This is a genomic window from Ramlibacter pinisoli (assembly GCF_009758015.1).
In the GTDB taxonomy this organism is placed as follows: Bacteria; Pseudomonadota; Gammaproteobacteria; order Burkholderiales; family Burkholderiaceae_C; genus Ramlibacter; species Ramlibacter pinisoli.
Map to the genome: position 1 here is coordinate 1,411,041 of NZ_WSEL01000009.1, position 25,804 is coordinate 1,436,844.

The 25,804-nt window shown below is 70.4% G+C and carries 18 protein-coding genes; 3 read left to right on the forward strand and 15 right to left on the reverse strand.

Features of this window, described 5'->3' with window-relative positions; all coding sequences use genetic code 11:
* Positions 1-7: 7 nt before the first annotated feature.
* From GON04_RS21150 to GON04_RS21205, 12 genes are all read right to left on the reverse strand, one after another.
* Complete coding sequence (locus GON04_RS21150) at positions 8-3,187, reverse strand: CusA/CzcA family heavy metal efflux RND transporter (RefSeq protein WP_181653694.1); 3,180 nt, start codon at positions 3,185-3,187, stop codon at positions 8-10.
* On the reverse strand, positions 3,184-4,704 hold the full coding sequence (locus GON04_RS21155) for an efflux RND transporter periplasmic adaptor subunit (RefSeq protein WP_157399970.1): 1,521 nt from the start codon (positions 4,702-4,704) through the stop codon (positions 3,184-3,186). The genes GON04_RS21150 and GON04_RS21155 overlap by 4 nt, the downstream gene beginning before the upstream one ends.
* Complete coding sequence (locus GON04_RS21160) at positions 4,701-5,930, reverse strand: TolC family protein (protein ID WP_157399971.1); 1,230 nt, start codon at positions 5,928-5,930, stop codon at positions 4,701-4,703. The genes GON04_RS21155 and GON04_RS21160 overlap by 4 nt, the downstream gene beginning before the upstream one ends.
* Positions 5,931-6,005: 75 nt before the next feature.
* On the reverse strand, positions 6,006-6,419 hold the full coding sequence (locus tag GON04_RS21165) for a hypothetical protein (protein WP_157399972.1): 414 nt from the start codon (positions 6,417-6,419) through the stop codon (positions 6,006-6,008).
* Between the two features lie 72 nt (positions 6,420-6,491).
* The gene (locus GON04_RS21170; RefSeq protein ID WP_181653695.1) at positions 6,492-6,986 is read right to left on the reverse strand and encodes a methyltransferase; all 495 of its coding nucleotides are present in this window, start codon (positions 6,984-6,986) and stop codon (positions 6,492-6,494) included.
* 202 nt (positions 6,987-7,188) lie between these two features.
* Positions 7,189-8,349, reverse strand: a complete 1,161-nt coding sequence (locus tag GON04_RS21175; RefSeq protein WP_157399973.1) for an ABC transporter substrate-binding protein — start codon at positions 8,347-8,349, stop codon at positions 7,189-7,191.
* Positions 8,350-8,472: 123 nt separating this feature from the next.
* Positions 8,473-9,180 (reverse strand): ABC transporter ATP-binding protein, encoded by a 708-nt coding sequence (locus GON04_RS21180; protein ID WP_157399974.1) that lies wholly within the window; start codon positions 9,178-9,180, stop codon positions 8,473-8,475.
* Entirely contained in the window at positions 9,167-9,931 is a 765-nt protein-coding gene (locus tag GON04_RS21185) for an ATP-binding cassette domain-containing protein (protein ID WP_181653696.1), read from the reverse strand. The genes GON04_RS21180 and GON04_RS21185 overlap by 14 nt, the downstream gene beginning before the upstream one ends.
* The gene (locus tag GON04_RS21190) at positions 9,924-10,952 is read right to left on the reverse strand and encodes a branched-chain amino acid ABC transporter permease (protein WP_157399975.1); all 1,029 of its coding nucleotides are present in this window, start codon (positions 10,950-10,952) and stop codon (positions 9,924-9,926) included. The genes GON04_RS21185 and GON04_RS21190 overlap by 8 nt, the downstream gene beginning before the upstream one ends.
* 4 nt (positions 10,953-10,956) lie before the next feature.
* Entirely contained in the window at positions 10,957-11,820 is an 864-nt protein-coding gene (locus tag GON04_RS21195; protein WP_157399976.1) for a branched-chain amino acid ABC transporter permease, read from the reverse strand.
* Positions 11,821-12,012: 192 nt separating this feature from the next.
* A complete protein-coding gene (locus GON04_RS21200) occupies positions 12,013-13,746 on the reverse strand; it encodes a response regulator (protein WP_157399977.1) in 1,734 nt (577 codons plus the stop codon).
* Positions 13,747-13,759: 13 nt separating this feature from the next.
* Positions 13,760-20,917 (reverse strand): HAMP domain-containing protein, encoded by a 7,158-nt coding sequence (locus GON04_RS21205; RefSeq protein WP_157399978.1) that lies wholly within the window; start codon positions 20,915-20,917, stop codon positions 13,760-13,762.
* Between the two features lie 315 nt (positions 20,918-21,232).
* On the opposite strand from GON04_RS21205, the gene GON04_RS21210 reads away from it, so the two are divergent.
* Together GON04_RS21210 and GON04_RS21215 are read left to right on the forward strand one after the other, a co-directional pair.
* Positions 21,233-21,994, forward strand: a complete 762-nt coding sequence (locus GON04_RS21210; RefSeq protein ID WP_157399979.1) for a molybdate ABC transporter substrate-binding protein — start codon at positions 21,233-21,235, stop codon at positions 21,992-21,994.
* Between the two features lie 16 nt (positions 21,995-22,010).
* Positions 22,011-23,081 (forward strand): dipeptidase, encoded by a 1,071-nt coding sequence (locus tag GON04_RS21215; protein WP_157399980.1) that lies wholly within the window; start codon positions 22,011-22,013, stop codon positions 23,079-23,081.
* Between the two features lie 64 nt (positions 23,082-23,145).
* Here GON04_RS21215 and GON04_RS21220 read toward each other — a convergent pair whose 3' ends face one another.
* The 3 genes from GON04_RS21220 to GON04_RS21230 form a co-directional block, all read right to left on the reverse strand.
* Positions 23,146-24,114: a methyltransferase gene (locus tag GON04_RS21220; protein WP_157399981.1), complete on the reverse strand. Its 969-nt coding sequence runs from the start codon at positions 24,112-24,114 to the stop codon at positions 23,146-23,148.
* Positions 24,111-24,299, reverse strand: a complete 189-nt coding sequence (locus tag GON04_RS21225; protein ID WP_157399982.1) for a hypothetical protein — start codon at positions 24,297-24,299, stop codon at positions 24,111-24,113. Before GON04_RS21225 ends, GON04_RS21220 begins: the two co-directional genes overlap by 4 nt.
* A gap of 131 nt (positions 24,300-24,430) precedes the next feature.
* The gene (locus tag GON04_RS21230) at positions 24,431-24,703 is read right to left on the reverse strand and encodes a DUF2917 domain-containing protein (protein WP_157399983.1); all 273 of its coding nucleotides are present in this window, start codon (positions 24,701-24,703) and stop codon (positions 24,431-24,433) included.
* A 118-nt stretch (positions 24,704-24,821) separates the two neighbouring features.
* Here GON04_RS21230 and GON04_RS21235 point away from each other — a divergent pair, with 118 nt between their 5' ends.
* The gene (locus GON04_RS21235; protein WP_157399984.1) at positions 24,822-25,802 is read left to right on the forward strand and encodes a LysR substrate-binding domain-containing protein; all 981 of its coding nucleotides are present in this window, start codon (positions 24,822-24,824) and stop codon (positions 25,800-25,802) included.
* Positions 25,803-25,804: the final 2 nt, after the last annotated feature.

Consider the following 25,804-nt stretch of genomic DNA (forward strand, 5'->3'; position numbering starts at 1 on the left):
CTTGGAGTCAGGGATTGGAGGGCTGGGGCAGCGCGGCGCCCTGGGGCGCACGCACAGGAGTGGATGCAGTCCGGCGCCTGCGATGGAGCAGGTACCAGGCGGCCGGAATGACCAGCATGCTCAGGAGGGGCGCGGTGACCATGCCGCCCACCATGGGCGCGGCGATGCGGGTCATGACCTCCGAACCGGTCCCGCTTCCCACCAGGATGGGAAGCAGGCCCGCCATCACGACGGCGACCGTCATGGCCTTCGGGCGCACGCGCAGCACGGCGCCTTCCCGGATGGCCGCGAGCAGGGTCTCGTCGGTCTCCGGCTCACCGGCGGCCAGCCGCCTCGCGTACGCATTCTTCAGGTACACCAGCATGACGACGCCGAACTCCGCCGCCACGCCGGCCAGGGCGATGAAGCCCACGGCCGTGGCCACCGAGAGGTTGTGTCCGAGCGCCCACACCAGCCAGAAGCCGCCCACCAGCGAGAACGGCACCGCCGCCAGGACGAGCGCGGCGTCCCTGAACGAGCGGAACAGCAGGTACAGCAGCACGAAGATGACCGCCAGCGTGGCAGGCACGACCACCTTCAGCCGCTGCGTTGCCCGCTCCAGGTACTCGAACTGCCCGGACCAGGACACCGAGTAGCTCGCGGGCAGCCGGACCTCCCGGGCCACGGCTGCCTGCATGTCGTTCACCACGGAGCGCAGGTCCCTACCCCGGACGTCGACGTACACCCACCCGGACAGCCGCGCGTTCTCGCTGCGCAGCATGGGCGGGCCGTCCTGGATGGTCACGCGGGCAACGTCCTGCAGCAGCAGCCGGGCTCCCTTGTCGGTCGCGAACGGGAGTTCGCGCAGGCGCTGCAGCGAGTCGCGGATCTCGCGCGGATACCGGACGTTGATGGGGAAGCGCTCGCGGCCCTGGATGACTTCACCGACGTTGTCGCCGCCGATGGCCGTGGACACGATGCCCTGCACGTCCGCCACCGACAGGCCGTACCGGGCGGCAGCGGCCCGGTCGACGTCCACGTCGATGTAGCGCCCGCCGGTGAGGCGCTCGGCGAGGGCCGAGGACACCCCGGGCACTTTCCTGACGGCCGCCTCGACCTGCCCGGTGAGCCGGTCGATGGTGGCCAGGTCGCCGCCGGCGATCTTCACGCCCACCGGGCTCTTGATGCCGGTGGCCAGCATGTCGATGCGGTTGCGGATCGGCGGGACCCAGACGTTCGACAGGCCCGGCACCTTCACGATCCGGTCGAGTTCCTCCACCAGCCGGTCCGGCGTCATCCCGGGTCGCCACTGGGAGCGCGGCTTGAACTGGATGGTGGTCTCGAACATCTCCAGCGGCGCGGGGTCGGTTGCCGTGTCGGCCCGCCCGGCCTTGCCGAAGACACGCTCCACCTCCGGCACGGTCTTGATGAGGCGGTCGGTCTGCTGCAGCAGCTGCGACGCCTTGGAGGTCGAGAGCCCGGGCAGCGCAGACGGCATGTACAGCAGGTCGCCTTCGTCCAGCGGCGGCAGGAACTCCCCGCCAAGCCGCATCGCCGGGACGACGGCGAGCGCCAGGAGGACCACCGCGACCGCCAGGGTTGCCTTCGGCAGCCGAAGGACGGCCTCCAGCGCCGGCCGGTAGACGGCGGTGAGCAACCGGTTCAGCGGGTTCGCCGTTTCCGCCGGGATGCGGCCGCGCACCAGGTAGCCCATGAGGACGGGCACCAGCGTGACCGACAGGCCGGCTGCGGCCGCCATGGCGTAGGTCTTCGTGAACGCCAGCGGCGAGAACAGCCGGCCCTCCTGCGCCTCCAGGGTGAACACCGGGACGAACGACAGGGTGATGACCAGGAGGGAGAAGAACAGCGCCGGTCCGACCTCGACGGACGCTTCGGTCACCAGCTCCCAGCGCTCTGCCAGGGTCGGTTCCCGCTGGTGCTGGTGCCCGAAGGATTCGAGGTGCTTGTGTGCGTTCTCGATCAGCACGATGGACGCGTCGACCATGGCCCCCAGGGCAATGGCGATGCCACCCAGCGAGAGGATGTTCGCGCTGACGCCCTGCCACTGCATGACGATGAAGGCCGCGAGCACGCCCACCGGAAGCGTCACGACGGCCACGAAGGCCGAGCGCAGGTGGAACAGGAACGCCACGCAGACCAGCGCGACGACGACGAACTCCTCGACCAGCTTCCAGCTGAGGTTCTCGACCGCGCGGTCGATGAGCCGCGAGCGGTCGTAGGTGGGCACCACCTCCACGCCGGGCGGCAGGCTGGCCTTGAGCGTGTCGAGCTTCGCCTTGACCGCCTGGATGGTGGTGCGGGCGTTCTTGCCGGAGCGCATGACCACCACGCCGCCCGTGACCTCTCCCTGGCCGTCCAGCTCCGCGATGCCGCGGCGCATCTCCGGCCCGATCTGGACGAAGGCGACGTCCCGCAGCAGCACCGGCGTCGCCCCGGAGAGGCCGACGGGGATGGAGCGGAAGTCCTCGAGGGTGCGCAGGAACCCACGCGAGCGCACCATGTACTCGGCCTCCGCGAGCTCCACCACCGAACCGCCCGCGGCCTGGTTCGCCTTCTGGAGCGCCTGGGTCACCATCGACTGGGTGACGCCCGCACTGCGCATGCGGTCCGGGTCCAGCACCACCTGGTACTGGCGCACCATGCCGCCGATGCTGGCCACCTCCGCCACGTCGGGAACCGTCTTGAGCTCGAACTTCAGGAACCAGTCGTTCAGCGCCCGCAACTGCGAGATGTCATGCTGTCCCGTGCGGTCGACCAGCGCGTATTCGTAGACCCAGCCGACGCCGGTGGCGTCCGGCCCCAGCGCGGCGTTGGCACCTGCCGGCAGGCGGCTCTGCACCTGGTTCAAGTACTCCACGACGCGCGAGCGGGCCCAGTAGGGGTCGGTCCTGTCGTCGAAGAGGACGTAGACGAACGAGTCGCCGAAGAAGGAATACCCGCGCACGACCTTTGCCCCGGGCACGCTCAGCATCGTCGTCGTCAGCGGATAGGTCACCAGGTCCTCGACCACTTGCGGCGCCTTGCCGGGATAGGGCGTGCGCACGATCACCTGGGTGTCCGAGAGATCGGGCAGCGCATCGAGCGCCATGCGGGGCACGGACCAGACGCCGGCCAGCAGGATGAACGCCGTCGCCATCAGGACCAGGAACCGGTTGCGGATGGACCAGCGGATGAGCGCCGCGATCACTTGCCGGCTCCCGTGGGCTGCACTGTCACGAGCTCCCAGCCCATCGGGCCCCCCTTCCTGAACTCGAACCGGATGCTGTCGCCGGCCTTCAGGCCCGGGAACGCCTTCGGTCCGGGCTTGCTGAACCCCATGGTCATGGCCGGCCACTTGAGCTCGGGCACGGGGCCATGCGAGATGGTGATGCCATCCGGATCCACACTCTCGACCGTCCCCTGGGCGCTGAAGGTGCCCGGCGCCGCAGGTGCCTGCGCCTGCGCCTGCGAGGCGGGCGCGCCGGCCGCAGGCACGGCCTGGCCGGCGGCTGCCATGCCCCCCAGGACGGACTTCAGGCGCGCCTCCGAATCCACCAGGAACTGCCCGCTGGCCACGACCTGGTCGCCTTCGCCCAGTCCCTGGACGACTTCGAGCTGGTCCCCCAGGTCGGCGCCCAGGCCGACTTCGCGCGGCTCGAACGTCCCGTTCGCGTTGCGCACGATGGCCACCGCACGGGTCCCGGTCCGGATGACGGCTTCGGCGGGCACCACCAGGCGGGAGCGGACCGGACCGGCGACCTGCAGGCGCAACAGCATCCCCGGCGTGAGGCGGCCGGCCTTGTTGGCCACCTGGAACCGGGCCTGCACGGTCCGCGTGCTCGCGCTGACCTGCGGAAGGATTTCCTTGAGCTCGCCCTCGAAGGCCTGCGACGCGTCGGCCTGCAGCGCCGCCTTCACCTTCTGGCCCCGCTGCAGGTGCACCGCCTGCCCTTCCGGCACCTCCGCCACCGCCCAGACGCGCTCCAGGCCGGCGATCCGGAAGAGGGTCATGCCCGGATTCACCGCGACGCCATCGCGCACGCCGAGCTCCGCCACCACACCGCTCACCGGTGCCGTCACCGTGAAGCGTGCCTGGGCGGTGCCGGCCTGCTCGCTCTGCCGCAGCAAGGCGTCGGGGATGGACATCGCGCGCATCCGGTCCCGGGCCGCCGCCAGCAGGTCGTCGGCAACGCCGGCCCGCTTCAGGGCCAGGTACTCGTTCTGCGGCCCCAGCCAGCCGGGGGCGTAGATGGTCGCCAGGGGCTGCCCGCGGCGGACGGACTCCATGGGAGCGCGGACCAGCAGACGCTCGACGTAGCCGTCGACCCGGGTCTGCACCGCCTCCGTCAGCCGCTCGTCGAACTGGACGGTCCCGACGGCATCGAACGAGCTGGCCGCCCGGGTGCGCGTCACCGTTGCCGTGCGGATGCCCAGGTTCTGCTGCACGCCGGGGCTGACCTTCACCGCGGTGTCGTTCTGCTCGTCGGCGTAGACCGGCACCAGCTGCATGTCCATGAAGGGCGACTTGCCTGGCTTGTCGAAGCGGGGCCCCGGCACCATGGGGTCGTGCCAGTAGAGAACCTTGCGCTCGCCCTGCTGTCCCGCGGCCGGCGCACCGGTTGCCTGCGTCTGCCCCGTGGTCCCGACGTGCCGGCCGGCGAAGAAGCCGCCGGCGGCCAGGGCGGCCGCCGCCACGGCTGCGGCCGCGATGTGGGTGCGCTTCATGGGGCACCTCCGGGAATGGACTTGAAGGCAAGCTGCGCCTGCACCCTGGCGAGGTCGCGCTGCAGCGTGAGCAACTTGCGCTGGACGTCGACCTCGGCGTGCCGGGCCTCGAACAGGGTCATGAGCGGCACCTGGTTGGACCGGTAGCCCGCCAGGGCGGCCTGGGTGCGTTGCTGCGTCGGCGTGACCACGCCGGCCCGGTATCGCTCCAGCCGCTGCGCGAGGCGCCGGGCGTCACTGGCCAGGCTGCGGTACTCGCCCGAGGCCGTCCGGGTCGCCTCTTCCAGCGCGGCTTCTGCCTTGCCGACCAACGCCAGCCGGGCCGCCGTGGCGCGGTCCTGCCGCTCGCCGGGAGCGACCGGCAGCGGGATGGTCACGCCGATGTTGACCATGTCCGAGAAGCCCGTGCGCTGGCCATAGGACGCCTCCCAGGTCCAGTTCGGCTGGCGGTTCACGGCCGTCGCGGAGGCTTCCGCGCGCGCGACCTCGATGTCCCGCTGCGCCTGGACGACGGCGGGATGGCTGGCGACCCAGGCCTGCTCGGCGGTTGTGGCCGGCAGCGCCGGCGCGGCCAGGTCATCGGCCGCAAGACCCACCCACCGTTGCAGGGTCGCCAGGGCCGAGGCCTGCGCCTGTCCCACGTCGGCGGATTCATCTTCCGCCACGCCGCGCGCCGCGGTCAGCTGCAGCACTTCCTGGCTGCTCCCGGTGGAGGATGCGAGGCGCGCTCTCGCGGCCTCTGCCTCCTCGTGCACGTGGTGCTCGGTGAGGGTCGTGAGTTTCAGCGCTTCGGCGGCGTAGTAGGCATCCAGGTACGCCAGGGCCGTTTGCAGGCGGGTGTCCGCCAGGGCCACCTGGCCGATGGCCGCTTCCCGGCCGACCTGCGCCGTGGCGGCGGCCTGGCGCAGCGCGCGCTTGTCGGATGACACCCACTCCTGGGTCACGCCGAGCCGCTTCATCGTCATCGAATCCGCGTTGGTGCGCAGCCGGTCCGGGCCGGTCACCGGCAGGTTCTCGATGCCGACGATGAGCATCGGGTCGGGCAGCTGCCCGGCGGCGCGTGCAGCCTCAGCGGCGCCGGAAGCACCGGCCCGCGCGGCACGCACGGACTGGGAGCGCTGCGCGGCAAGCTCGAGGGCCTGCTCCAGGCTCAGGGGCGCTGCCGGGGCCAGGGCCGGCAGCCATGCGGCAACTACGGCCGCCGCGGGAAGGAAACGGATCAGCATGACATCTCCGGGGACAACGGGGCGGAGGTCGCGCAGCGGCCATGCCGCGGCGACGCCGGTCGGTCGACGGAGAAGTCAGACTCGAAGCCTGAGCGTGGACAGGAACAGCGGGTCCGGAGGTGGTCGCTCTTCACCGGCGCGGGCGAAGACGACCGATGGGTTGGCGCCGGCGTCCGGCAGGAGCCGCACCACGAGGACCTGCACCACGGCCGGCAGGCTGACGGCCGGGACCTGGACGCCGTCAAACGACTGGGGCGCGTTGGCACAGTGCTGGTGGCACAGGACGGGCTGCTCCGGGTCGACCGGCTGGCCGCCCGCCATGTCCATGCCGTCGCAGGGCTGGCCGGCCACCATCTGCATGGCCGGCATCCCGCCGGGTTGCTGCGCCGGCTGCGGACAGACGTAGTTCGCCAGCGCGAACTGTGCGAACAGCAGCGACAGCACCACGAGGAACGTGGTGGTCAGCCGGTGTGCGCGCAGGCGGAGCATGGAGTGCGAAGTGTACGTTCCGGTGTGCAGGGCGGCGGTTCAGCCAGATTCCATCGTCGAGCTTGCCGCCACCTAGCCGTGCCAGGGGGTGATGCGCGGCAACCATCGCCTCACGTTCGCCCGGTAGCGCCTGTACTCGTCGCCGAACTGCTCGCCCAGCGCAGGCTCTTCGTAGGCGACAACGAACAGGAAGAATCCGGCCCACACGAACGCGCCGTACCCCAGCACCGTGACGCTCCCGAACAGGAGGCCCTGGCCGGCGATCAACGCCGTGACGGCGACGTACATCGGATTGCGGACGAAGCGATAGAGCCCGGTGACGACGAGGCGCTCGGGAGGCATCACGGGCGCCGGTGTGCCGAGGCCCTGCAACGCGAAGCGAGCGAACGAATCGAGCAGGATGGGCAACCCGGCGACGACCAGGGCGGCGCCGAGCACGCGCGCGATCGGGAATAGCGCAGGCGCGAATTGCCAGTGCGTGAGGTACCAGGGGATGTACCCGGCGAGCGTGCCCGGCGCGATGACCAGGAAGATCGCGGAACCGAAGATTGCGGCGGCGCGCTGCACGACAGGAGCTTACTCACCGCCGCCGCGACATGTCCAGCCGACGCGGCGCGCGAAGCAGAGCGCGATCTCATCCGTGCAGGCCCCCGCAGAAAAAAGGCCACCTCAACTGGAGGTGGCCTTCCTGTCCGCCGGTCAGCGCGGCATCAACACGTCAACCGATCGCCTGGCCCCCGGGGCGGCCTTGCCTGTCGCGGCATTCCGCTCACTTGAACGAACTGAGCGCGCGCTCCTTGACCTTGCCGCCCTCGATGACGGCCACGCGGGTGTCGGCCATGGAGCCGCCCTTGTCGTCCACGCCGGCCAGGCCGTTCGGGTTGGCGACCGGCGAGAGCTGCTTCATCGCCTTGTCCAGGTTGGCGCGGATGGCAGTGGCATCGGTCACGCTGCCGGCCAGCTTCATGGCCATGGCGGTGGCGTGCACGGCGGTGTAGTTGAGCGACACCTCCGAGCTGGGCACGCGACCCGGGTAGACCTTCTGGAAGCGCTGCACGAAGGCCTTGGAATCCGGCGCCGGGTCCTCGATCAGCGGCAGCACGCCGATGGAGCCTTCCAGCGGGCCGTAGCCGCCGATCACCTTGGCCATCTCGTCCATCTTGGCCTGGTCGATGATGACGAAGCCGCCCTTGAAGCCCAGCTCGCGGGCCTGCTTGGCCACCAGTGCGGTGGGCTCGGAGGCGCCGCCGATGAACATCACGTCGGGCTTGGCCGACACGGCGCGGCTCACGCCGCTGTAGAAGTCGGTGTCCTTGTTGTAGGACATCGGGTTCTCGGCCACCACCTTGCCGCCGGCAGCCTCCCAGGCCGGCTTGAACACCGCGGTCCAGGCCTTGGCGTAGTCGTGGTCGGCGTTGGCGATGGCCAGGTTCTTGCCGTACTTGCCCATGGCGTGCCGGATGAACGGCTGCACGTAGGAGGTGAACTCCGGCGGGATGCGCAGGGTCAGCTTGTTGCCGCGCGCGGTGACCTGCGGCACGCTGGTGTAGGCCAGCACCAGGTACTTCTGCGCCTCGTTGTTGGTCTGGGCCGCGAAGATGCCGCCCGAGTGGGGAATCAGGATGGCCGGTGTCTTGTGCTCCTGCACCAGGCGCTGGGCATTGATGGCCGTCTCGCTGGGGTTGTACTTGTCGTCCAGGCCCACGACCTCGAGCTTGTATTTCTTGCCGCCCACGTCCAGGCCCTGGGCATTGATCTCGTCCACGGCCATCTTCATGCCGTCCAGCACGTTCTTGCCGTACAGCGCGGCGCCGCCGGAGAGCGGACCCGAGTAGCCGATCTTCACGACCTCCTGGGCCAGGGCCGGGGCGGTGGCGGCCAGGCCGAACGCGGCGACCGCCGCGAGGCGCTTGACGTGCGAGGGAATCATGAGGGTCTCCTTCGTTTGACAGAGCAGGGGATTTCGCGGGGGCCACCGCGGAACCGGCTTTGCCGGGCCGCTGGTGGCGCCCCCTCGAGGGGGAGGCGGCCACAGGCCGCTTCGGGGGGGAGCCTATGCACCGATGTAGGCCTTGCGGATGGTGTCGTTGCCCAGCAGGGTGTCGCGGTCGCCTTCCATCACGATGCGGCCGCTCTCGATGACGTAGGCGCGGCTGGCGATCTTGAGCGCCGCATACGCGTTCTGTTCGGCCAGCAGCACGGTGGTGCCGGCCCGGTTGATGCGCTGGATGACCTCGAACACCTGCTTGACCACCAGCGGCGCCAGGCCGAGCGAGGGTTCGTCGAGCAGCAGCGCCTGCGGGCGGCCCATGAGCGCGCGGCCGATGGCCACCATCTGCTGCTGGCCGCCCGACAGCGAGCCGGCGGTCTGCTCGCGCCGCTCGGCCAGGATGGGAAACAGCTCGAACACCTCCTGCAGCTTCCGCTGGTTGCCGGCCTTGTCGCCGCGGTGCACGTAGGCGCCCAGCATCAGGTTCTTCAGCACCGACATCTGCGGGAACAGCTTGCGGCCCTCGGGGCACAGCACCACGCCACGCTCGACCACCTGCGAGGCCTTCAGGCCGGCCAGTTCCTGGTTGCGGAAGCGGATCGAGCCGCCGGTGGCCCGCAGCAGGCCGCTGGCGGTGAGGAAGATGGTGCTCTTGCCGGCGCCGTTGGCACCCAGCAGCACGACCAGCTCGCCCTCCTTCGCGTGCAGGCTGATGCCGTTGAGCGCGCGGAAGCTGCCGTAGTGCTGCGAGACGTTCTCAAACGTCAGCATGCTCGCTCCCCAGGTAGGCGTCGATGACGGCCGGGTTGCGCCGGATCTCGGCCGGCGTGCCCTCGGCGATCTTCTCGCCGTAGTTCAGCACCATGATCTTGTCGGCCAGGCTCATGATCATGTCCATCTTGTGCTCGATCAGGCACACCGTGATGCCGTGCCGCACGAACTTGCGGATCAGGTCGGCCAGGCCCTGGGTCTCCTCGGGGTTCACGCCGCCGGCCGGCTCGTCCAGCAGCACCAGCTGCGGGTCGGTGGACAGGGCCAGCGCGAACGCCACCCGCTTGCGCTCCTCCTGCGAGATGTCGCCGGCCAGCCGCTGGGCCACGTGCGACAGGCCGACGAAGTCGAGCGCGGCGGCGGCCTTCTCGCGGCAGGCCCTCTCGTCGTCGCGCAGGCGGCGCGAGTCGAACAGCACGTCGAGCAGGCCCGAGCGCGTGCGCAGGCGGTGCCCGACGATCAGGTTGTCGAGCACGGTGGCCATGTCGAACAGCGTGGTGGCCTGGAAGGTGCGCGAGATGCCCAGCCGGGCGACCTGGTCGGCGCGCAGGCCGGTGATGTCGCGGCCCTCGTAGGCGATGGTTCCCGACGAGGGCGGGATGGTGCCGCCCACCAGGTGGAAGAAGGTAGTCTTGCCGGCACCGTTGGGGCCGATGATGGCGTTGACCTTGCCGCGCTCGACCGTGGTGCTGACGTCGTTGACGGCCGCCAGGCCGCCGAAGCGCTTGGTGACGTTGCGGATCTCAAGCACGCCCGGCTCCCGGTTGCGCCTCGCCCGCGGGCAGCGGCACGGTCGCCGGCGCGGCCGGTGCCGGGGTGGGGGCAGCCGCGGCGGCACGGCGGGCCCGCCAGCCCAGCCAGGTGCCCACGATGCCGTGCGGCAGGAAAATCACCAGGGCCACCAGGATGGGCCCGAAGACGATGAAGCGGTACTCCTGCAGGAACTGCAGGTACTGCGTGAGCCACGGCACCGACAGCGCGCCCAGCAGCGGCCCGAGCAGCGTGCCCAGCCCGCCCACCAGCATGTACATGGTCATGTCGAAGGTGTGGTCCACGCCGGCCAGCCCGGGGCCGAGGAAGCGCACGAAGCCGGCGTACAGCCCGCCCGCCAGCCCGGCGTAGAACACCGACAGCATGAAGGCCAGCAGCTTGTTGCGCATCAGCGGGATGCCCAGCGCCTCGGCCAGTGCCTCGCCGTTGCGGATGGCCATGAAGGTACGGCCCAGCAGGGAGGTGGCGATGCGGTGCATGACGAACACGCCCAGCACCAGGAAGAAGAACACCAGGTAGTACAGCGCGCGCGGGGTGTCGAACGCGATCGGTCCGATGGCGCCCGGCGCCGGGATGCCGATGATGCCCACCGTGCCGTGGGTCAGGCTCTCCCACTTCTCGATCACCAGGTACATGATGTAGCCGACGCACAGCGTGAAGATCGAGAAGTAGTGGCCCTTGAGCCGCAGCGACACGATGCCGACGAAGAAGCCCAGCACCGCGGCGGTGACGCCCGACAGCGGGAACGCGAACCAGAACGGCAGCTGGTGGTCCACCGTCAGGATGCCCACTGTGTAGGCGCCCACCGCCATGAAGCCGCTGTGCGCCAGGTTGAACTGGCCGGTGTAGCCGGTGATCAGGTTCAGCCCGATGGTGGCGATGGCGAAGATGTAGGCGGTGGACATCACCGTCAGGTGGTAGTCGTTCTTCGCCAGGAACGGGAACGCCAGGCCCAGCGCCAGCAGCAGCAGCCAGCCCGCCCGGCCGGAGAGGAAGTTCATGGCGTCACCTGGCTCCCTGGGCGAAGATGCCCTGCGGCCGCACCGACAGGATGGCCACCAGCAGCACGAAGGCGATGATGTCCTTGTAGGTGGGCGAGATGTAGAAGGCGCCGAAACTCTCGGCGAAGCCGATGATCAGCCCGCCGGCGATGGCGCCCGGCACGCTGCCCATGCCGCCCAGGATGATGATGACGAAGGCCTTGGTGATCACCAGGTTGCCCATCGCCGGGTACACCAGGTTGATCGGCGCGTACAGGGTGGCGGCCACGGCGGCCAGCACGCCCGAGATGGCGAAGGTGAGCATGGACACCCGGGTGGCGTCGATGCCCACCAGCGCGGCGCCCTCGCGGTTCTGCGCCATCGCGATGATGGTCGAGCCCAGCACGGTGCGGGTGAGGAACAGGTGCAGCACCACCACCAGGGAGAAGGCGGCGCCGATGATCAGCAGCCGCTGCACCGGCGCCGTGACGCCGCCCAGTTCGACGATGCCCGTGTAGGGCGTCTGCATGCGCTGGAAGTCGGCGCCCCACAGCGCCTGCGCCCCGGCCTCCAGGAACAGCAGCACGCCGATGGCGGCGATCATGGGATGCAGGCCCGAGGCCTTGCGCAGCGGGTGGAACACCAGCCGCTCGGCCAGCGTGGCCAGCACGGCGACGCAGGCCGCCGACCCCAGCATGGCCAGCCAGTAGTTGAAGCCCCAGGCCTTCATGAGGTGGAAGGAGATGAAGGCGCCTGCCATGTAGAACGCGCCGTGGGCGAAGTTCGGCACGTGCAGGATGCCGTACACCAGCGTGAGGCCGAGCGCGACGAGGCTGTAGATGCCGCCGAGCGTCAGCCCGTTGAGCACTTGCTGCAGGAAGAGATCCATGGGCACCGGTGGGAGGGGCGCGGCCAATGTAGCGCAGGGTTCGGCCTGCGCAACGCCGCGGATCGCCAACCAAGGGAAACCACCGAAGGGTTGGCGTCCTCCCGTGTCACCTTCGCGTCTGCCGGTCCCGCGACCGGCTGGTCGCGGGCGCGCGTCCGGCCGCCAGGGCCACGCGGCGGACCGCGTGCCCGCTCACCCGGCGTTGTTGCGCCGTGCTGCCGGTTCCGGCACGGTCTTGAGGATCTCGACCAGGGCGTCGAAATCCATCGGCTTGACCAGGTGCCGGTCGAAGCCGGCCTCCTTGGACCGCTTCAGGTCCTCGGGCTGGCCCCAGCCGGTGATGGCGACCATGGTGCGCTTCTTGCCGCCGCGCTGCTGGCGCATGCGGCGGCACACGTCGTAGCCGTTCATGCCGGGCAGGCCGATGTCGAGCAGCACGACATGGGGCGCGAACTTCTCCGCGACCTTCAGCGCGGCCTCGCCGTCGCCGGCCTGCCGCACCTCGTAGCCCATGGTGCCGAGCAGTTCGGCCAGCGTCTCGGCGGCATCCAGGTTGTCGTCGACCACCAGCAGGCGCAAGGCGCCGGTCGGCTCCTCCGCCTCCGTCCCGGCCTCCGGCTCGGCCGGCCGGGTGCCGTCGCCCGCGCGAGCGAGCGGCAGCACCACCTGGAACTTGCTGCCCTGGCCGACGCCGTCGCTGTAGGCGCGCACGATTCCGCCGTGCATCTGCACCAGCCGCTGGGTGAGCGACAGGCCGATGCCCAGCCCGCCACGCGAGCGCGAGATGGCCGTCTCGACCTGGGAGAACATCTCGAACACGCTCTCCAGCCGGTCGGGCGGAATGCCGATGCCGTTGTCGCGGATGGTGACCACGACGCCATCACGCTCCAGCGTGACGGCCAGCTCGATGCGCCCGCCGCTGTCGGTGTACTTGGAGGCGTTGTTCAGCAGGTTGGTGAACACCTGGGCCAGTCGCGTGCGGTCGCCGTCGACCACCAGCGTGTGGTCGGGCAGCAGAACGGCCAGGTCCTGCTGGCACTCCTGGACCATGGGCCGCACCGTCTCGATGGCGTCGGACAGCACGTCGTTGAGCGCGACGATCTCGCGCCGCAGCTCGATGCGGCCCTGGTTGATGCGGCTGACGTCCATCAGGTCGTCGATCAGGTGCGAGAACGAGCGCACCTGGCGGTCGATCAGGTCGGCCGCCCACTGCACCTTGGCGGGGTCCGGCTGCTGGCGCTTGAGCAGTTCGACCGCGTTGCGCACCGGCGCCAGCGGGTTGCGCAGCTCGTGCGCCAGCGTGGCCAGGAACTCGTCCTTGCGCCGGCTGGCCTCCAGCAGGCGCGCCTCGCTGGCCTCCAGGTCGCGGGTGCGCTCGGTCACCCGGCGGTCGAGCGACTCGTTCAGTTCGCTCAGCCGCTGTTCGGCGCGCCGGCGCTCGGCCACTTCGCCCAGCAGCAGGCGGTTGGCCTGCTCCAGCGCCCGCCCCTGCCGGTGCAGCTCGGCGAACATCGACACCTTGGAGCGCAGCACCGCGGGATTGACCGGCTTGTGCAGGTAGTCGACGGCGCCGGTGCCGTAGCCCTCCAGGATGTGCTGGTCCTCGTTGTAGTAGGCCGTCAGGAAGATGATGGGGATGCGCGCGGTCTTGCGCCGCTCCTTGACCATGTGCGCGACCTCGAAGCCCGACATGCCGGGCATGCGCACGTCGAGGATGAGGAGCGCGAACTCGTCGGCCATCAGCGCCAGCAGCGCCTCGTCGCCGGAGCTGGCGCGCACCAGCCGGTAGCCCGGATCGTCGAGCACCACCTCCAGCACCGCCAGGTTCTTGGGCTCGTCGTCGACGATCAGGATGTTGACCGGCTGCACGGCATCGCCGCGACCCTGGTCGCTGCCGGCGTGCGGTCCGGTGGGGGAAGTCGTCATGCCTGTTGCTGTCTCAGCGGTACAGCCACACCCGCATGAGCGAGAGCAGCTGGTTGGTGTTCACGGGCTTGGCGATGTAGTCGCTCGCCCCGGCTTCCAGGCATTTCTCCCGGTCGCCGCGCATGGCCTTGGCCGTCAGTGCCAGGATGGGCAGGGTGCGGTAGGCGGGCTCCTTGCGGATCTCGCGCATGGTCTCATAGCCGTCCATCTCCGGCATCATGATGTCCATCAGCACCATCGAGAGGTCCGGGGTGCTCTGGATGATCTCGATGGCCTGGCGGCCGTTGGTCGCGCTCAGCACGTCGACCTCGTGGTTCTCCAGCACCGAGGTCAGCGCGAAGATGTTGCGCGCGTCGTCGTCGACCACCAGCACCTTGCGCCCGCGCAGCACCTCCGACGAGTTGTGCAGCCGGTCCAGCATGGCCTGCTTCTCGGCCGGCAGCTCGGTCACCACCCGGTGCAGGAACAGTGCCGTCTCGTCCAGCAGCCGCTCGGGCGAGCGCACGTCCTTCAGCACGATGCTCTTGGCCAGCAGGTTGAGGCGGTCCTCCTCCTTCTGGCTCAGGTCCTTGCCGGTGAACACCACCACCGGCACCTCGGCCAGGGCCGGTTCGGCGTGCAGCTTCTCCAGCAGCTCGAAGCCGGTCATGTCGGGCAGGCGCAGGTCGAGCACCACGCAATCGAAGGGCTGCGTGTTCAGCAGCGCCAGCGCCTCGTCGCCGCGGCCGGCCGTCGCGATCTCGATGTCGTCATGCCCCAGGAGGGCGATGACGGCTTCGCGCTCGATCTCGTTGTCCTCCACCACCAGCAGCCGCTTGGCGCGCGGCTTGGTGAACTCCTTGAGCCGGTGCATCGACAGCTCGAGGTTGTCGGTCGTGGCCTCCTTGACGACATAGGCGAAGGCGCCATGCGACAGGCCGTGCTGGCGCTCGCGCTCCACGCTGGTGATCTGCACCGGGATGTGGCGCAGCGCCGGGTCGAGCTTGAGCTGGTTGAGCACCGTCCAGCCCAGCATGTCGGGCAGGAAGATGTCCAGCGAGATGGCCGAGGGCCGGAACTGGCGCGCCAGCGCCAGCGCCACGGCGCCCTTGTTGGCCACCAGGCCCTTGAAGCCCTTGTCGCGCGCCAGCCCGAGCAGGATGCGCGCGTAGTGCGGGTCGTCCTCGACCACCAGCAGCACGGCGTCGCCGGGCTCGATGGCGTCGCGGTCGTCGGGGATCTGCTCCTCGTGCGACACCGGCATCACCAGCATCGGCAGGCTGGTGGGCGCCGGCGCCGGCACGGAGCGCATCACGGTGCTCGAGTCCGGCCCGCCGTAGTGCAGCGGCAGGTAGAGCGTGAAGGTGCTGCCGCGCCCGTGCACGCTCTGCAGCCGGATCTCGCCACCCAGCAGGATGGCCAGTTCGCGGCTGATGGCCAGCCCCAGGCCGGTGCCGCCGTACTTGCGCGAGGTGCCCGCATCGGCCTGCTGGAAGGCCTCGAAGATCAGGCGCTGCTTGTCGGCCGGCACGCCGATGCCGGTGTCCTCGACCGAGAAGGCGACCACGTGCTTGGCCAGCCGCAGCACCGGGTGGTCGGGCGACCAGCCGCCGGTGACCAGCCCGGCGCGCACTTCCACGTGGCCGGTGGAGGTGAACTTCACGGCGTTGGACAGCAGGTTCTTCAGGATCTGCTGCAGGCGCTTGGGGTCGCTGTCCATCGACCGCGGCAGGTCGTCGGCGAAGTGGATGCGCAGCGGCAGGTTCTTGGCCTCGGCGACGTGGCGGAAGTTGCGGTCGATGCTGTCGCGCAGCCCGGAGAACGCGATCTCCTCGACGTCCACCGTCACCGTGCCCGACTCGATCTTGGACAGGTCCAGGATGTCGTTGATCAGGTTCAGCAGGTCGCTGCCCGAGGAGTTGATGTTGCGCGAGTACTCGATCTGCTTGGGCAGCAGGTTGCGGGCGGAGTTCTCGGCCAGCTGCTGGCTCAGGATCAGGATGGAGTTGAGCGGCGTGCGCAGCTCGTGCGACATGTTGGCCAGGAACTCCGACTTGTACTTGGAGGTGAGCGCCAGCTCGGACGCCTTCTCCTCCAGCGCCCGGCGCGCCTGCTCGACCTCGGTGTTCTTGCGCTCGACCTCCTCGTTCTGCTGCGCCAGCAGGCGGGCCTTGGTGCCCAGCTCCTCGTTGGTCTGCTGCAGCTCGATCTGGCGCGCCTGCAGTTCCACGGTGAGCTGCTGCGACTGCGTGAGCAGGCCCTCGGTGCGCATGGTCGCCTCGATGGTGTTGAACACCGCGCCGATGCCCAGCGCCAGCTGGTCGAGGAAGTTCAGGTTGATGGCCGTGAACGGGTGCAGCGAAGCCAGCTCGATGACCGCCTTGGTCTGGTTCTCGAACAGCACCGGCAGGACCACCACGCTGACCTGGCGCGCCTGCCCCAGGCTGGAGCTGATGGTGACGAACTCGGCCGGCACGTCCTGCAGCAGGATGCGGCGGTTCTCCACCGCGCACTGGCCCACCAGTCCCTCGCCGAGCGACAGCCGGCCGGGCAGCGAGAGCGTGCCGGTCTGCGCGTAGCTGGACAGCAGCACCAGCTGGTTGCTGTCGTCGTCGAGCTGGCTGTTGTGGTAGATGCTGCCCTGGTGCGCATGGACCAGCGGCGCCAGCTCGGACAGCAGCATCTTGCCCACGGTGGAGAGCTCGCGCTGGCCCTGCAACATGCCGGTGAAGCGCGCCAGGTTGGTCTTGAGCCAGTCCTGCTCGCGGTTCGACTCGGTGGTCTCGCGCAGGTTCGAGATCATCGTGTTGATGTTGTCCTTGAGCTCGGACACCTCGCCGCGCGCCTCCACCTGGATCGACCGCGTCAGGTCGCCCTTGGTCACCGCCGTCGCCACCTCGGTGATGGCGCGCACCTGGGTGGTGAGGTTGGCCGCCAGCAGGTTCACGTTGCCGGTCAGGTCCTTCCAGGTGCCGGCCGCGCCGGGCACGTGGGCCTGGCCGCCGAGGCGGCCTTCCACGCCGACCTCGCGCGCCACGTTGGTCACCTGGTCGGCGAACGTGGCCAGCGTGTCGGTCATGCCGTTGATGGTGTCGGCCAGCGCCGCCACCTCGCCCTTGGCCTGCACCGTCAGCCGCTGCGACAGGTTGCCGTTGGCCACCGCCGTGACGACCTTCACGATGCCGCGCACCTGCTCGGTGAGGTTGGAGGCCATGAAGTTGACGTTGTCGGTCAGGTCCTTCCAGGTCCCGCCCACGCCGGCCACCTGGGCCTGGCCGCCCAACTTGCCCTCGGTGCCGACCTCGCGCGCCACCCGCGTCACCTCGCCGGCGAACGCGTTGAGCTGGTCGACCATGGTGTTGATGGTGTTCTTCAGCTCCAGGATCTCGCCCTTGACGTCCACCGTGATCTTGCGGTTCAGGTCACCACGCGCCACGGCCGTCGTCACCTCCGCGATGTTGCGCACCTGCGAGGTGAGGTTGGCGCCCATGGTGTTGACCGAGTCGGTCAGGTCCTTCCAGGTGCCGGCCACGCCCGGCACCACGGCCTGCACGCCCAGGCGCCCTTCGGTGCCCACCTCGCGCGCCACCCGCGTCACCTCGGAGGCGAACGAGCGCAGCTGTTCCACCATGGTGTTGATGGTTTCCTTCAGCTGCAGGATCTCGCCGCGCACGTCCACCGTGATCTTCTTGGACAGGTCGCCGTTGGCCACCGCGATGGTCACCTCGGCGATGTTGCGCACCTGGGCCGTCAGGTTGGAGGCCATCGAGTTGACGTTGTCGGTCAGGTCCTTCCAGGTGCCGGCCACGCCGGGCACCTGCGCCTGGCCGCCCAGCTTGCCTTCGGAGCCCACCTCGCGCGCCACCCGCGTCACTTCCGACGCGAAGGCCGACAGCTGGTCGACCATGGTGTTGATGGTCTCCTTCAGCTGCAGGATCTCGCCCTTGACGTCCACCGTGATCTTGCGGCCCAGGTCGCCGCGGGCGATGGCGGTGGCCACGTCGGCGATGTTGCGCACCTGGCCGGTCAGGTTGTTGGCCATGGAGTTGACGTTGTCCGTCAGGTCCTTCCAGGTGCCGGCCACGCCCGGCACCACCGCCTGGCCGCCCAGCTTGCCCTCCGTGCCCACCTCGCGCGCCACCCGCGACACCTCGGCGGCGAAGGAGCGCAGCTGGTCCACCATGGTGTTGATGGTTTCCTTCAGCTCCAGGATCTCGCCGCGCACGTCCACGGTGATCTTCTTGGACAGGTCGCCGTTGGCCACCGCGATGGTCACCTCGGCGATGTTGCGCACCTGGCCGGTGAGGTTGGAGGCCATCGAGTTGACGTTGTCGGTCAGGTCCTTCCAGGTCCCGGCCACGCCGGGCACCTGGGCCTGGCCGCCCAGCCGGCCCTCGGTGCCGACCTCGCGCGCCACCCGCGTCACTTCCGACGCGAAGCCGTTGAGCTGGTCGACCATCGTGTTGATGGTTTCCTTCAGCGCCAGGATCTCGCCCTTGACCTCCACCGTGATCTTGCGCGAGAGGTCACCGCGCGCGATGGCGGTGGCCACGTCGGCGATGTTGCGCACCTGCCCGGTGAGGTTGGAGGCCATGAAGTTGACGTTGTCCGTCAGGTCCTTCCAGGTCCCGGCGACGCCCGGCACCTGGGCCTGGCCGCCCAGCTTGCCTTCCGTGCCCACCTCGCGCGCCACCCGCGTCACTTCCGAGGCGAAGCCGTTGAGCTGGTCGACCATCACGTTGATGGTGTTCTTCAGCTCCAGGATCTCGCCCTTGACCTCCACCGTGATCTTGCGCGACAGGTCGCCGCGCGCCACCGCCGTGGTCACCTCGGCGATGTTGCGCACCTGGCCGGTGAGGTTGTTGGCCATGGAGTTGACGTTGTCCGTCAGGTCCTTCCAGGTGCCGGCCACCCCACGCACCTGGGCCTGGCCACCGAGCTTGCCCTCCGAGCCCACCTCGCGCGCCACCCGCGTCACTTCCGAGGCGAAGCCGTTGAGCTGGTCCACCATGGTGTTCAGGGTGTTCTTCAGCTCCAGGATCTCGCCCTTGACGTCCACCGTGATCTTCTTGGACAGGTCGCCGTTGGCCACCGCGGTGGCCACGTCGGCGATGTTGCGCACCTGGGCGGTGAGGTTGGACGCCATCGAGTTGACGTTGTCGGTCAGGTCCTTCCAGGTGCCCGCGACGCCCAGCACCTGGGCCTGGCCGCCCAGCTTGCCTTCGGTGCCCACCTCGCGCGCCACCCGCGACACCTCGCCGGCGAACGCGTTGAGCTGGTCGACCATGGTGTTGATCGTGTTCTTCAGCTCCAGGATCTCGCCGCGCACGTCCACCGTGATCTTCTTGGACAGGTCGCCGCGCGCCACGGCCGTCGTCACCTCGGCGATGTTGCGCACCTGGCCGGTGAGGTTGGACGCCATGAAGTTCACCGAGTCGGTCAGGTCCTTCCAGGTCCCGGCCACGCCGGGCACCTGGGCCTGGCCGCCCAGCTTGCCTTCCGTTCCCACCTCGCGCGCCACCCGCGTCACTTCCGAGGCGAAGCCGTTGAGCTGGTCGACCATGGTGTTGATCGTGTTCTTCAGCTCCAGGACCTCGCCGCGCACGTCCACCGTGATCTTCTTGGACAGGTCGCCGTTGGCCACCGCGGTGGTCACCTCGGCGATGTTGCGCACCTGGCCCGTGAGGTTGGACGCCATGAAGTTGACGTTGTCCGTCAGGTCCTTCCAGGTGCCGGCCACGCCTTCCACCGCCGCCTGGCCGCCCAGCTTGCCTTCCGTGCCCACCTCGCGCGCCACCCGCGACACCTCGCCGGCGAACGCGTTGAGCTGGTCGACCATGGTGTTGATGGTCTGCTTCAACTGCAGGATCTCGCCCTTGACCTCCACCGTGATCTTGCGCGACAGGTCGCCGCGCGCGATGGCCGTGGCCACGTCGGCGATGTTGCGCACCTGGCCGGTGAGGTTGGACGCCATCGAGTTGACCGAGTCGGTCAGGTCCTTCCAGGTGCCGCCGATGCCGGGCACGAAGGCCTGGCCGCCCAGCTTGCCCTCGGTGCCCACCTCGCGCGCCACCCGCGTCACCTCGCCGGCGAACGCGTTGAGCTGGTCGACCATGGTGTTGATGGTCTCCTTGAGCTCCAGGATCTCGCCCTTGACGTCCACCGTGATCTTGCGCGAGAGGTCGCCGCGCGCCACCGCCGTCGTCACCGTCGCGATGTTGCGCACCTGCGAGGTGAGGTTGTTGGCCATGGAGTTGACCGAGTCGGTCAGGTCCTTCCACGTGCCGGCCACGCCCGGCACCACCGCCTGGCCACCCAGGCGGCCGTCGGTGCCCACCTCGCGCGCCACCCGCGTCACCTCGGAGGCGAACGAGCGCAGCTGGTCCACCATGGTGTTGGTGGCTTCCTTGAGCTGCAGGATCTCGCCGCGCACGTCCACCGTGATCTTCTTGGACAGGTCGCCGTTGGCCACGGCGATGGTCACCTCGGCGATGTTGCGCACCTGCGCCGTCAGGTTGCCGGCCATCTGGTTGACCGAGTCCGTGAGGTCCTTCCACACGCCCGACACGCCCTTGACCTGGGCCTGCCCGCCCAGCTTGCCTTCCGTGCCCACCTCGCGGGCCACCCGGGTCACCTCGCTGGTGAACACCGACAGCTGCTCGATCATGGTGTTGACGAGCTTGGCCGAGCGCAGGAATTCGCCCTTGAGCGGGCGGCCGTCGACCTGCAGGTCCATCGACTGGCCCAGGTCACCCTTGGCGACGGCGCCGATGGTGCGGGCGATGTCCGTGGTCGGCCGCACCAGGTCGTCGATCAGGGTGTTGAGCGAATCGACCTGCTCGGCCCACCCGCCCAGGGCGCCGGGGGTGGCGATGCGCTGGCTCAGCCGGCCCTCGCGGCCGACCGTCGTGCTCAGCCGCGCCGCTTCCGTCGTCAGCCGCTCGGCGTTGCCGATGCACTGGTTGAAGGCTTCCGCGATGCGGGCGTCGGTCCCGGTCCAGACCACCGGCAGCCGGGCGGTGAAGTCACCGCCGGCGAAGGCCATCAGGGCGGCCAGGATCTGGCGGGATTGCGCCTCCATCTCGGCTTCGCGGGTGCGGATGGCGGAGCGGGATTCGGTCTTGGCGAGGGCGGCGGTGGGAACCACCTTGGCGGCTCGTTTGCGGGAAGTGGTCCGGATGGGCTGGTCCATGGGCGACGTCGTTGTTCTGGCTCGGCCGTGAGCGAACTGGACAAAACCGCGGCCCGACAAGGGCATGCCACGGATGAGCCAGACTGCCGAGCTTGGCGGTGGCCGCCTAGTGTCGGCCCGCGAGTCGTGACAACATGTAGGACGATTCCGATAACGACCAACCAGTCGCCCTCTGACCGGGGATGCTGTGCTATGGACCCTCCCGTGTGTCGCGCGTCCGCATCGTTGGCGCGCAGTCGGTCCCCTGAGTCAGGGAAACCCCGGATCCGTTGGCAGCGGGTCATCCAACAGGTCGCGCCCGCACAATCACGCCCCATGATCCGACGCCTCGCCCTCACCGTCCTGGCAGCCCTGGCGGCCACGGCTGCGCCCGCCTGGGCGGCCGACCTCCGGGTGCTGACCGCCGGCGCCTTCAAGCAGGTGCTGGTGGCTGCCCAGCCCGAGTTCGAGCGGCGCACCGGCCACCGGCTGCTGATCGACAACGACACCGCCGGCGCGCTGCAGCGTCGCATCACGGCCGGCGAGGCATTCGACCTGGTGGTCTCCAGCCCGGCCTCGCTGCAGCCGCTGCGCCAGGCCGGCAAGCTGGCCGAAGAGGCGCCGCCACCGCTGGCACGGGTGGGCATCGGCGTGGCCGTCAAGCCCGGCACGCCGGTGCCGCCGCTGGCCAGCGTCGACGACTTCCGCCGCCTGCTGCTGCAGGCCCGGTCGGTCGCGATGATCGATCCGGCGGCTGGCGGCTCCAGCGGCATCTACCTCGCGCAACTGTTCGAGCAGTGGGGCATCGCGCCCCAGGTGAAGGCCAAGGCGGTGCTGGTGCCGGGCGGGCTGGTCGCCGAGCGCGTGATGAATGGCCAGGCCGAGGTGGCCGTGCACCAGATCAGCGAAATCCTGGCGGTGCCCGGCGCCGTGCTGGTCGGGCCGCTGCCGGCCGAGATCCAGAACTACACCGTGTATGCCGGCGCCATCGGCGCGCAGGCCAGGGACCCGGCGGCGGCGCGGCAGCTGCTCGACACGCTGCGCGGACCGGGTCTGGCCGGGCTGCTCCAGGCCAAGGGCATGGAACCCGTGCACTGATCGGGCCGAGGCGGCCATGACCCAGCTGCTCGACCGCCGCCGCTTCGCCCTGCTCGCCGGGGCCGCGCTGTTCGGCAGCAGCCTGCCCGGCCGTGCGCAAGCGCCGGCGCCGCGGCCGCGCATCGCCGACATGCATTCGCACCTGGGCTTGCTCAAGCCGGTGCCGGACGTCCGGCTGCGCGAGCAGATGGAGGCCACCGGCACCGGCCTGGTGGCCTGGGCACTGGTGGACGACCAGCCGTGGATCCGCAGCACCGGGGCCGGCATCGCCCAGGTCGGCGAGCCGCGGCCGGGTGACCTGTGGAACTGGTTCCTGCGCGAGTCCAGGGTGCTGGACGCGCGGCTGCTGCGCTGGGGCCTGCCCAAGGCGCTGACGCCGGCGGACGTGGATGCCGCCATGGCGGGCACGCCGCACGTGGTGATGGCCAGCGAGTCGGCCAACTTCCTCGAGGGCGACCCGGGGCGGCTGGCGCAGGCGCACGCGATGGGACTGCGCCACCTGCAGCTGGTCCACTACATCGCCTCGCCGCTGGGCGACCTGCAGACCACCGCGCCCCGCCACAACGGCATGCCCGCCGTGGCGCGGGAGGTGATCGAGGGCTGCCGCAAGCTCGGCATCCTGGTCGACCTGGCGCACAGCACGCCGGACTTCGTCGACCAGGCGCTCGAGGCCAGCCAGGCGCGCGTCGTGTGGTCGCATTCGTGGATCCGCGCGGCGGGCGGACGCTGGCAGGACTGGGGCTACATCGCCCGATCGCTGGCGCCGCAGCAGGCGCGCAAGATCGCCGCCCGCGGCGGCGTGATCGGCCTGTGGTCGGTGCGGGCGCGGCGCGACAGCAGCTACCCGATCTACAGCATCCGCGCCTACGCCGACGAGATCGTGCGCATGGCCGACATCGTGGGACCGCAGGCCGTGGGCTTCGGCACCGACCTCGATGGCGCCGGGCCCGACCCGGTGCTGGCCACCTACGCCGACCTGCGCGAGGTGGTGAACCTGCTGGTGCAACGCGGCCTGCCCGAGGCGATGCTGGAAGGCATCTGCGGCGGCAACTACGCGCGGGTGCTGAAGCAGGCCATGGCGGCCTGACGCGCCCTCGCCGGCGAGTGGTGGATCGCGGCCAGGTCGTTCGACTCGCCGATGCCCAGCACCCTCACGCCGGCCTCCGCACCACCAGCGCGACGGCGGCGATGCGCTCGGCGCGGGCGTAGGCGGGCTCGAGCAGTTCCTCGCCGAACACGTCGGGGTCGATCTCGCGGTAGCGCCACGGCCAGCCGCGCAGGTCCAGCGTCGGGCGCAGCGATTCGAGCAGCGGGTCGCGGCCGCCGACGATCGCGGCGCCGGTGTAGAGCACCAGGCGGCCGCCCGGCGCCAGCCGCGGCAGGCCTTCACGCACGATGCGTTCGGACAGACCGACGCCCCAGTCGCCGCCGCCGTGCCGGTAGGTGCGCTGCGCGGCATCGTTCAGGTACGGCGGGTTCGCCACCACCAGGTCGAAGTCGCCCTGCACCGCCTGGAACAGGTCGCCCAGCGCGAAGGCCACCCGGGTGCGGCCGGCCAGCGCCGCGTTGGCGGCCGCGAAGCGCAGGGCGCGCGGATTGATGTCGGCCAGCACCAGGCGCGGCTGCAGCCCGTCGCAGGCCTGCGCGGCCACCAGCCCGCCCGGCCCCGCGCCGCAGCCCAGGTCGAGGATGCGGGCGCCGTGGCGCAGCGGTTCGCGCTGCAGCTCGGCCAGCACCAGGTCGGCGAAGCGCACGGTGTCGGGGCCGAAGAACACGGCGTCGGGGTCGGTGGTCGGGTAGCCCGAATGCGCGTACAGGCCGCCGGCGAGGGTGGCGTACCGCACCCGGCTGCGCAGCAGGCCGCCCGGCTCCTCGGCCAGCAGCCGGGCCGACCGCAGCAGCACCATGGCCTCCTCCGGCAGCAGGCCGGGCGCGAACGGACGGCTCCAGCCGAACACGTCGCGCAGGGTGTGGGCAAGCTGGGCCTCGGGCCGCGCGTTCACGCGCGCCTGGGTGGCCGGCGTCACGGTCGTGAAGGCGTACCCGGCGCCCAGCAATCGCCGCCCCATGGCGATCAGCGCATCGGTGAGGGCCAGGTCGGAAGTGACGGACGCGTTCATCGCGGACCAGCGCCGCGCGGCGGGCGGTCACCGGCGCGCCGGCGCGGTGTGGCGGGATCGGGGTCCGGGGGCGCCGGTGCGCGACGCTCGTTCCAGCCGGCGGTGGGCGGGAACGGATCGTCCGCCGATTCGGGCCGCGCCTTGCGCGCGCGCGGGCGCAGGGTGAACAGGGCACCGAAGCTCATGCGGGCTCCGGGCGGTCGAGGGTGCAGGAACGGGGCCGCATGGTGGCACGCTACCCAGGCGGCGATGGCCCGGCTGTAGGCGCGCGGCGCAAGCGGGCCGCCGGCGCCGCCTGCAAGCCCAGGCGCCGGCGTCAGGCCGGCCGTGGGGTGAAGCCGGCCAGCCAGCCGCGCCGGCGCGGCGGCGACGGTCGGGCCACTTCGGCCACGTCGGTCGCCAGTTCCAGCACGGCGTCGTCCAGCGCGTAGACCAGGGCCCGGCGACCGGGCGGCACCTCGAACGACTCCCCGGCCGCCAGCACGATGTCGCGCAGGTCGTCGTCCAGGGTCAGCCACAGCGTCCCGGCACCGGACGCCACGCGGGCGCCGGAGCGCTGCGGCACCTCGAGCAGGGTCGAGCGGGACATGGCAATACGGGCGGGAGTCGCGGTCACGGTGGCGGTCATGGGGCACCTCGCATGCAGAATGCGAATGACTATACTGAGTGCTCCCTCTAGCATCCAATCGCGGTTTCGCATGCCTCACATGCAACCAACACATGCGAACACGTCCACGGCCGAAGCCACCCTGCCGCGCTCGCGGCAGCTGCGGCTGGACCTGCTGCAGGCGTTCGAGGCCGCCGCCCGCCACCTGAGCTTCACCCGGGCGGGCACCGAGCTGGCCCTGTCGCAGCCGGCCATCAGTCGCCAGATCCAGCAGCTGGAGGCCTCCCTCGGCACGCCGCTGTTCGAGCGCCGCCACCGGGCGCTGGTGCTGACCGAGGCCGGGCGGGTGATGCAGCGGGCCGTCGACGACAGCCTGGAGCGCCTGCGCGACGCCGCCGCGCGGGTGCGCGGCAGCGCGGCGCCCAGCCAGGTGGCGATCACCTGCACGCCGGGCTTCGCCTCGTTCTGGCTCATCCCGCGCCTGCCGCGGTTCACGGCCGCTTTCCCCGCCGTCGACGTGCGCATCTCGGCCTCGCTGGCCATCGTCGACCTCGAGCGCAGCGACGTCGACTTCGCCGTGCGTTTCGTGCCGATCGAGCAGGGCCGCGGTCCGCGCCTGTTCGAGGAGGAAGTGCAGCCCATGTGCGCTCCCTCGTTGCTGCGCGACCGGTCGCGGCCGCTGCGCTCCCCGGCCGACCTGGTCGAGCAGACGCTGCTGACCATCGACATGACCGGCGCCCCGCTCACCGTCGACTGGGAGCCGTGGTTCCAGCTGATGGGCTTGCGCGACGTGCGCATGGCCCACACCATGCGGTTCACCCACTACACCGAGGCGGTGGCCGCCGCCGTCGCCGGGCAGGGGGTGGTGATCGGCCGGCTGCCGCTGCTGGCCGACCTGGTGCGGCGCAAGCAGCTGGTGGCGCCGTTCCGCACCCCGGCCGCCTCGCGCCGCGGCTACTTCCTCACCCCCGCGCCGCGGGCCGCGCGCAACCCGCACGCGCTCGACTTCATGCGCTGGCTGCAGTCGGAGGCCGAACAGGCCCAGGCCGGCGCCGATCCCGCCACCACCCCAAGGAGATGACC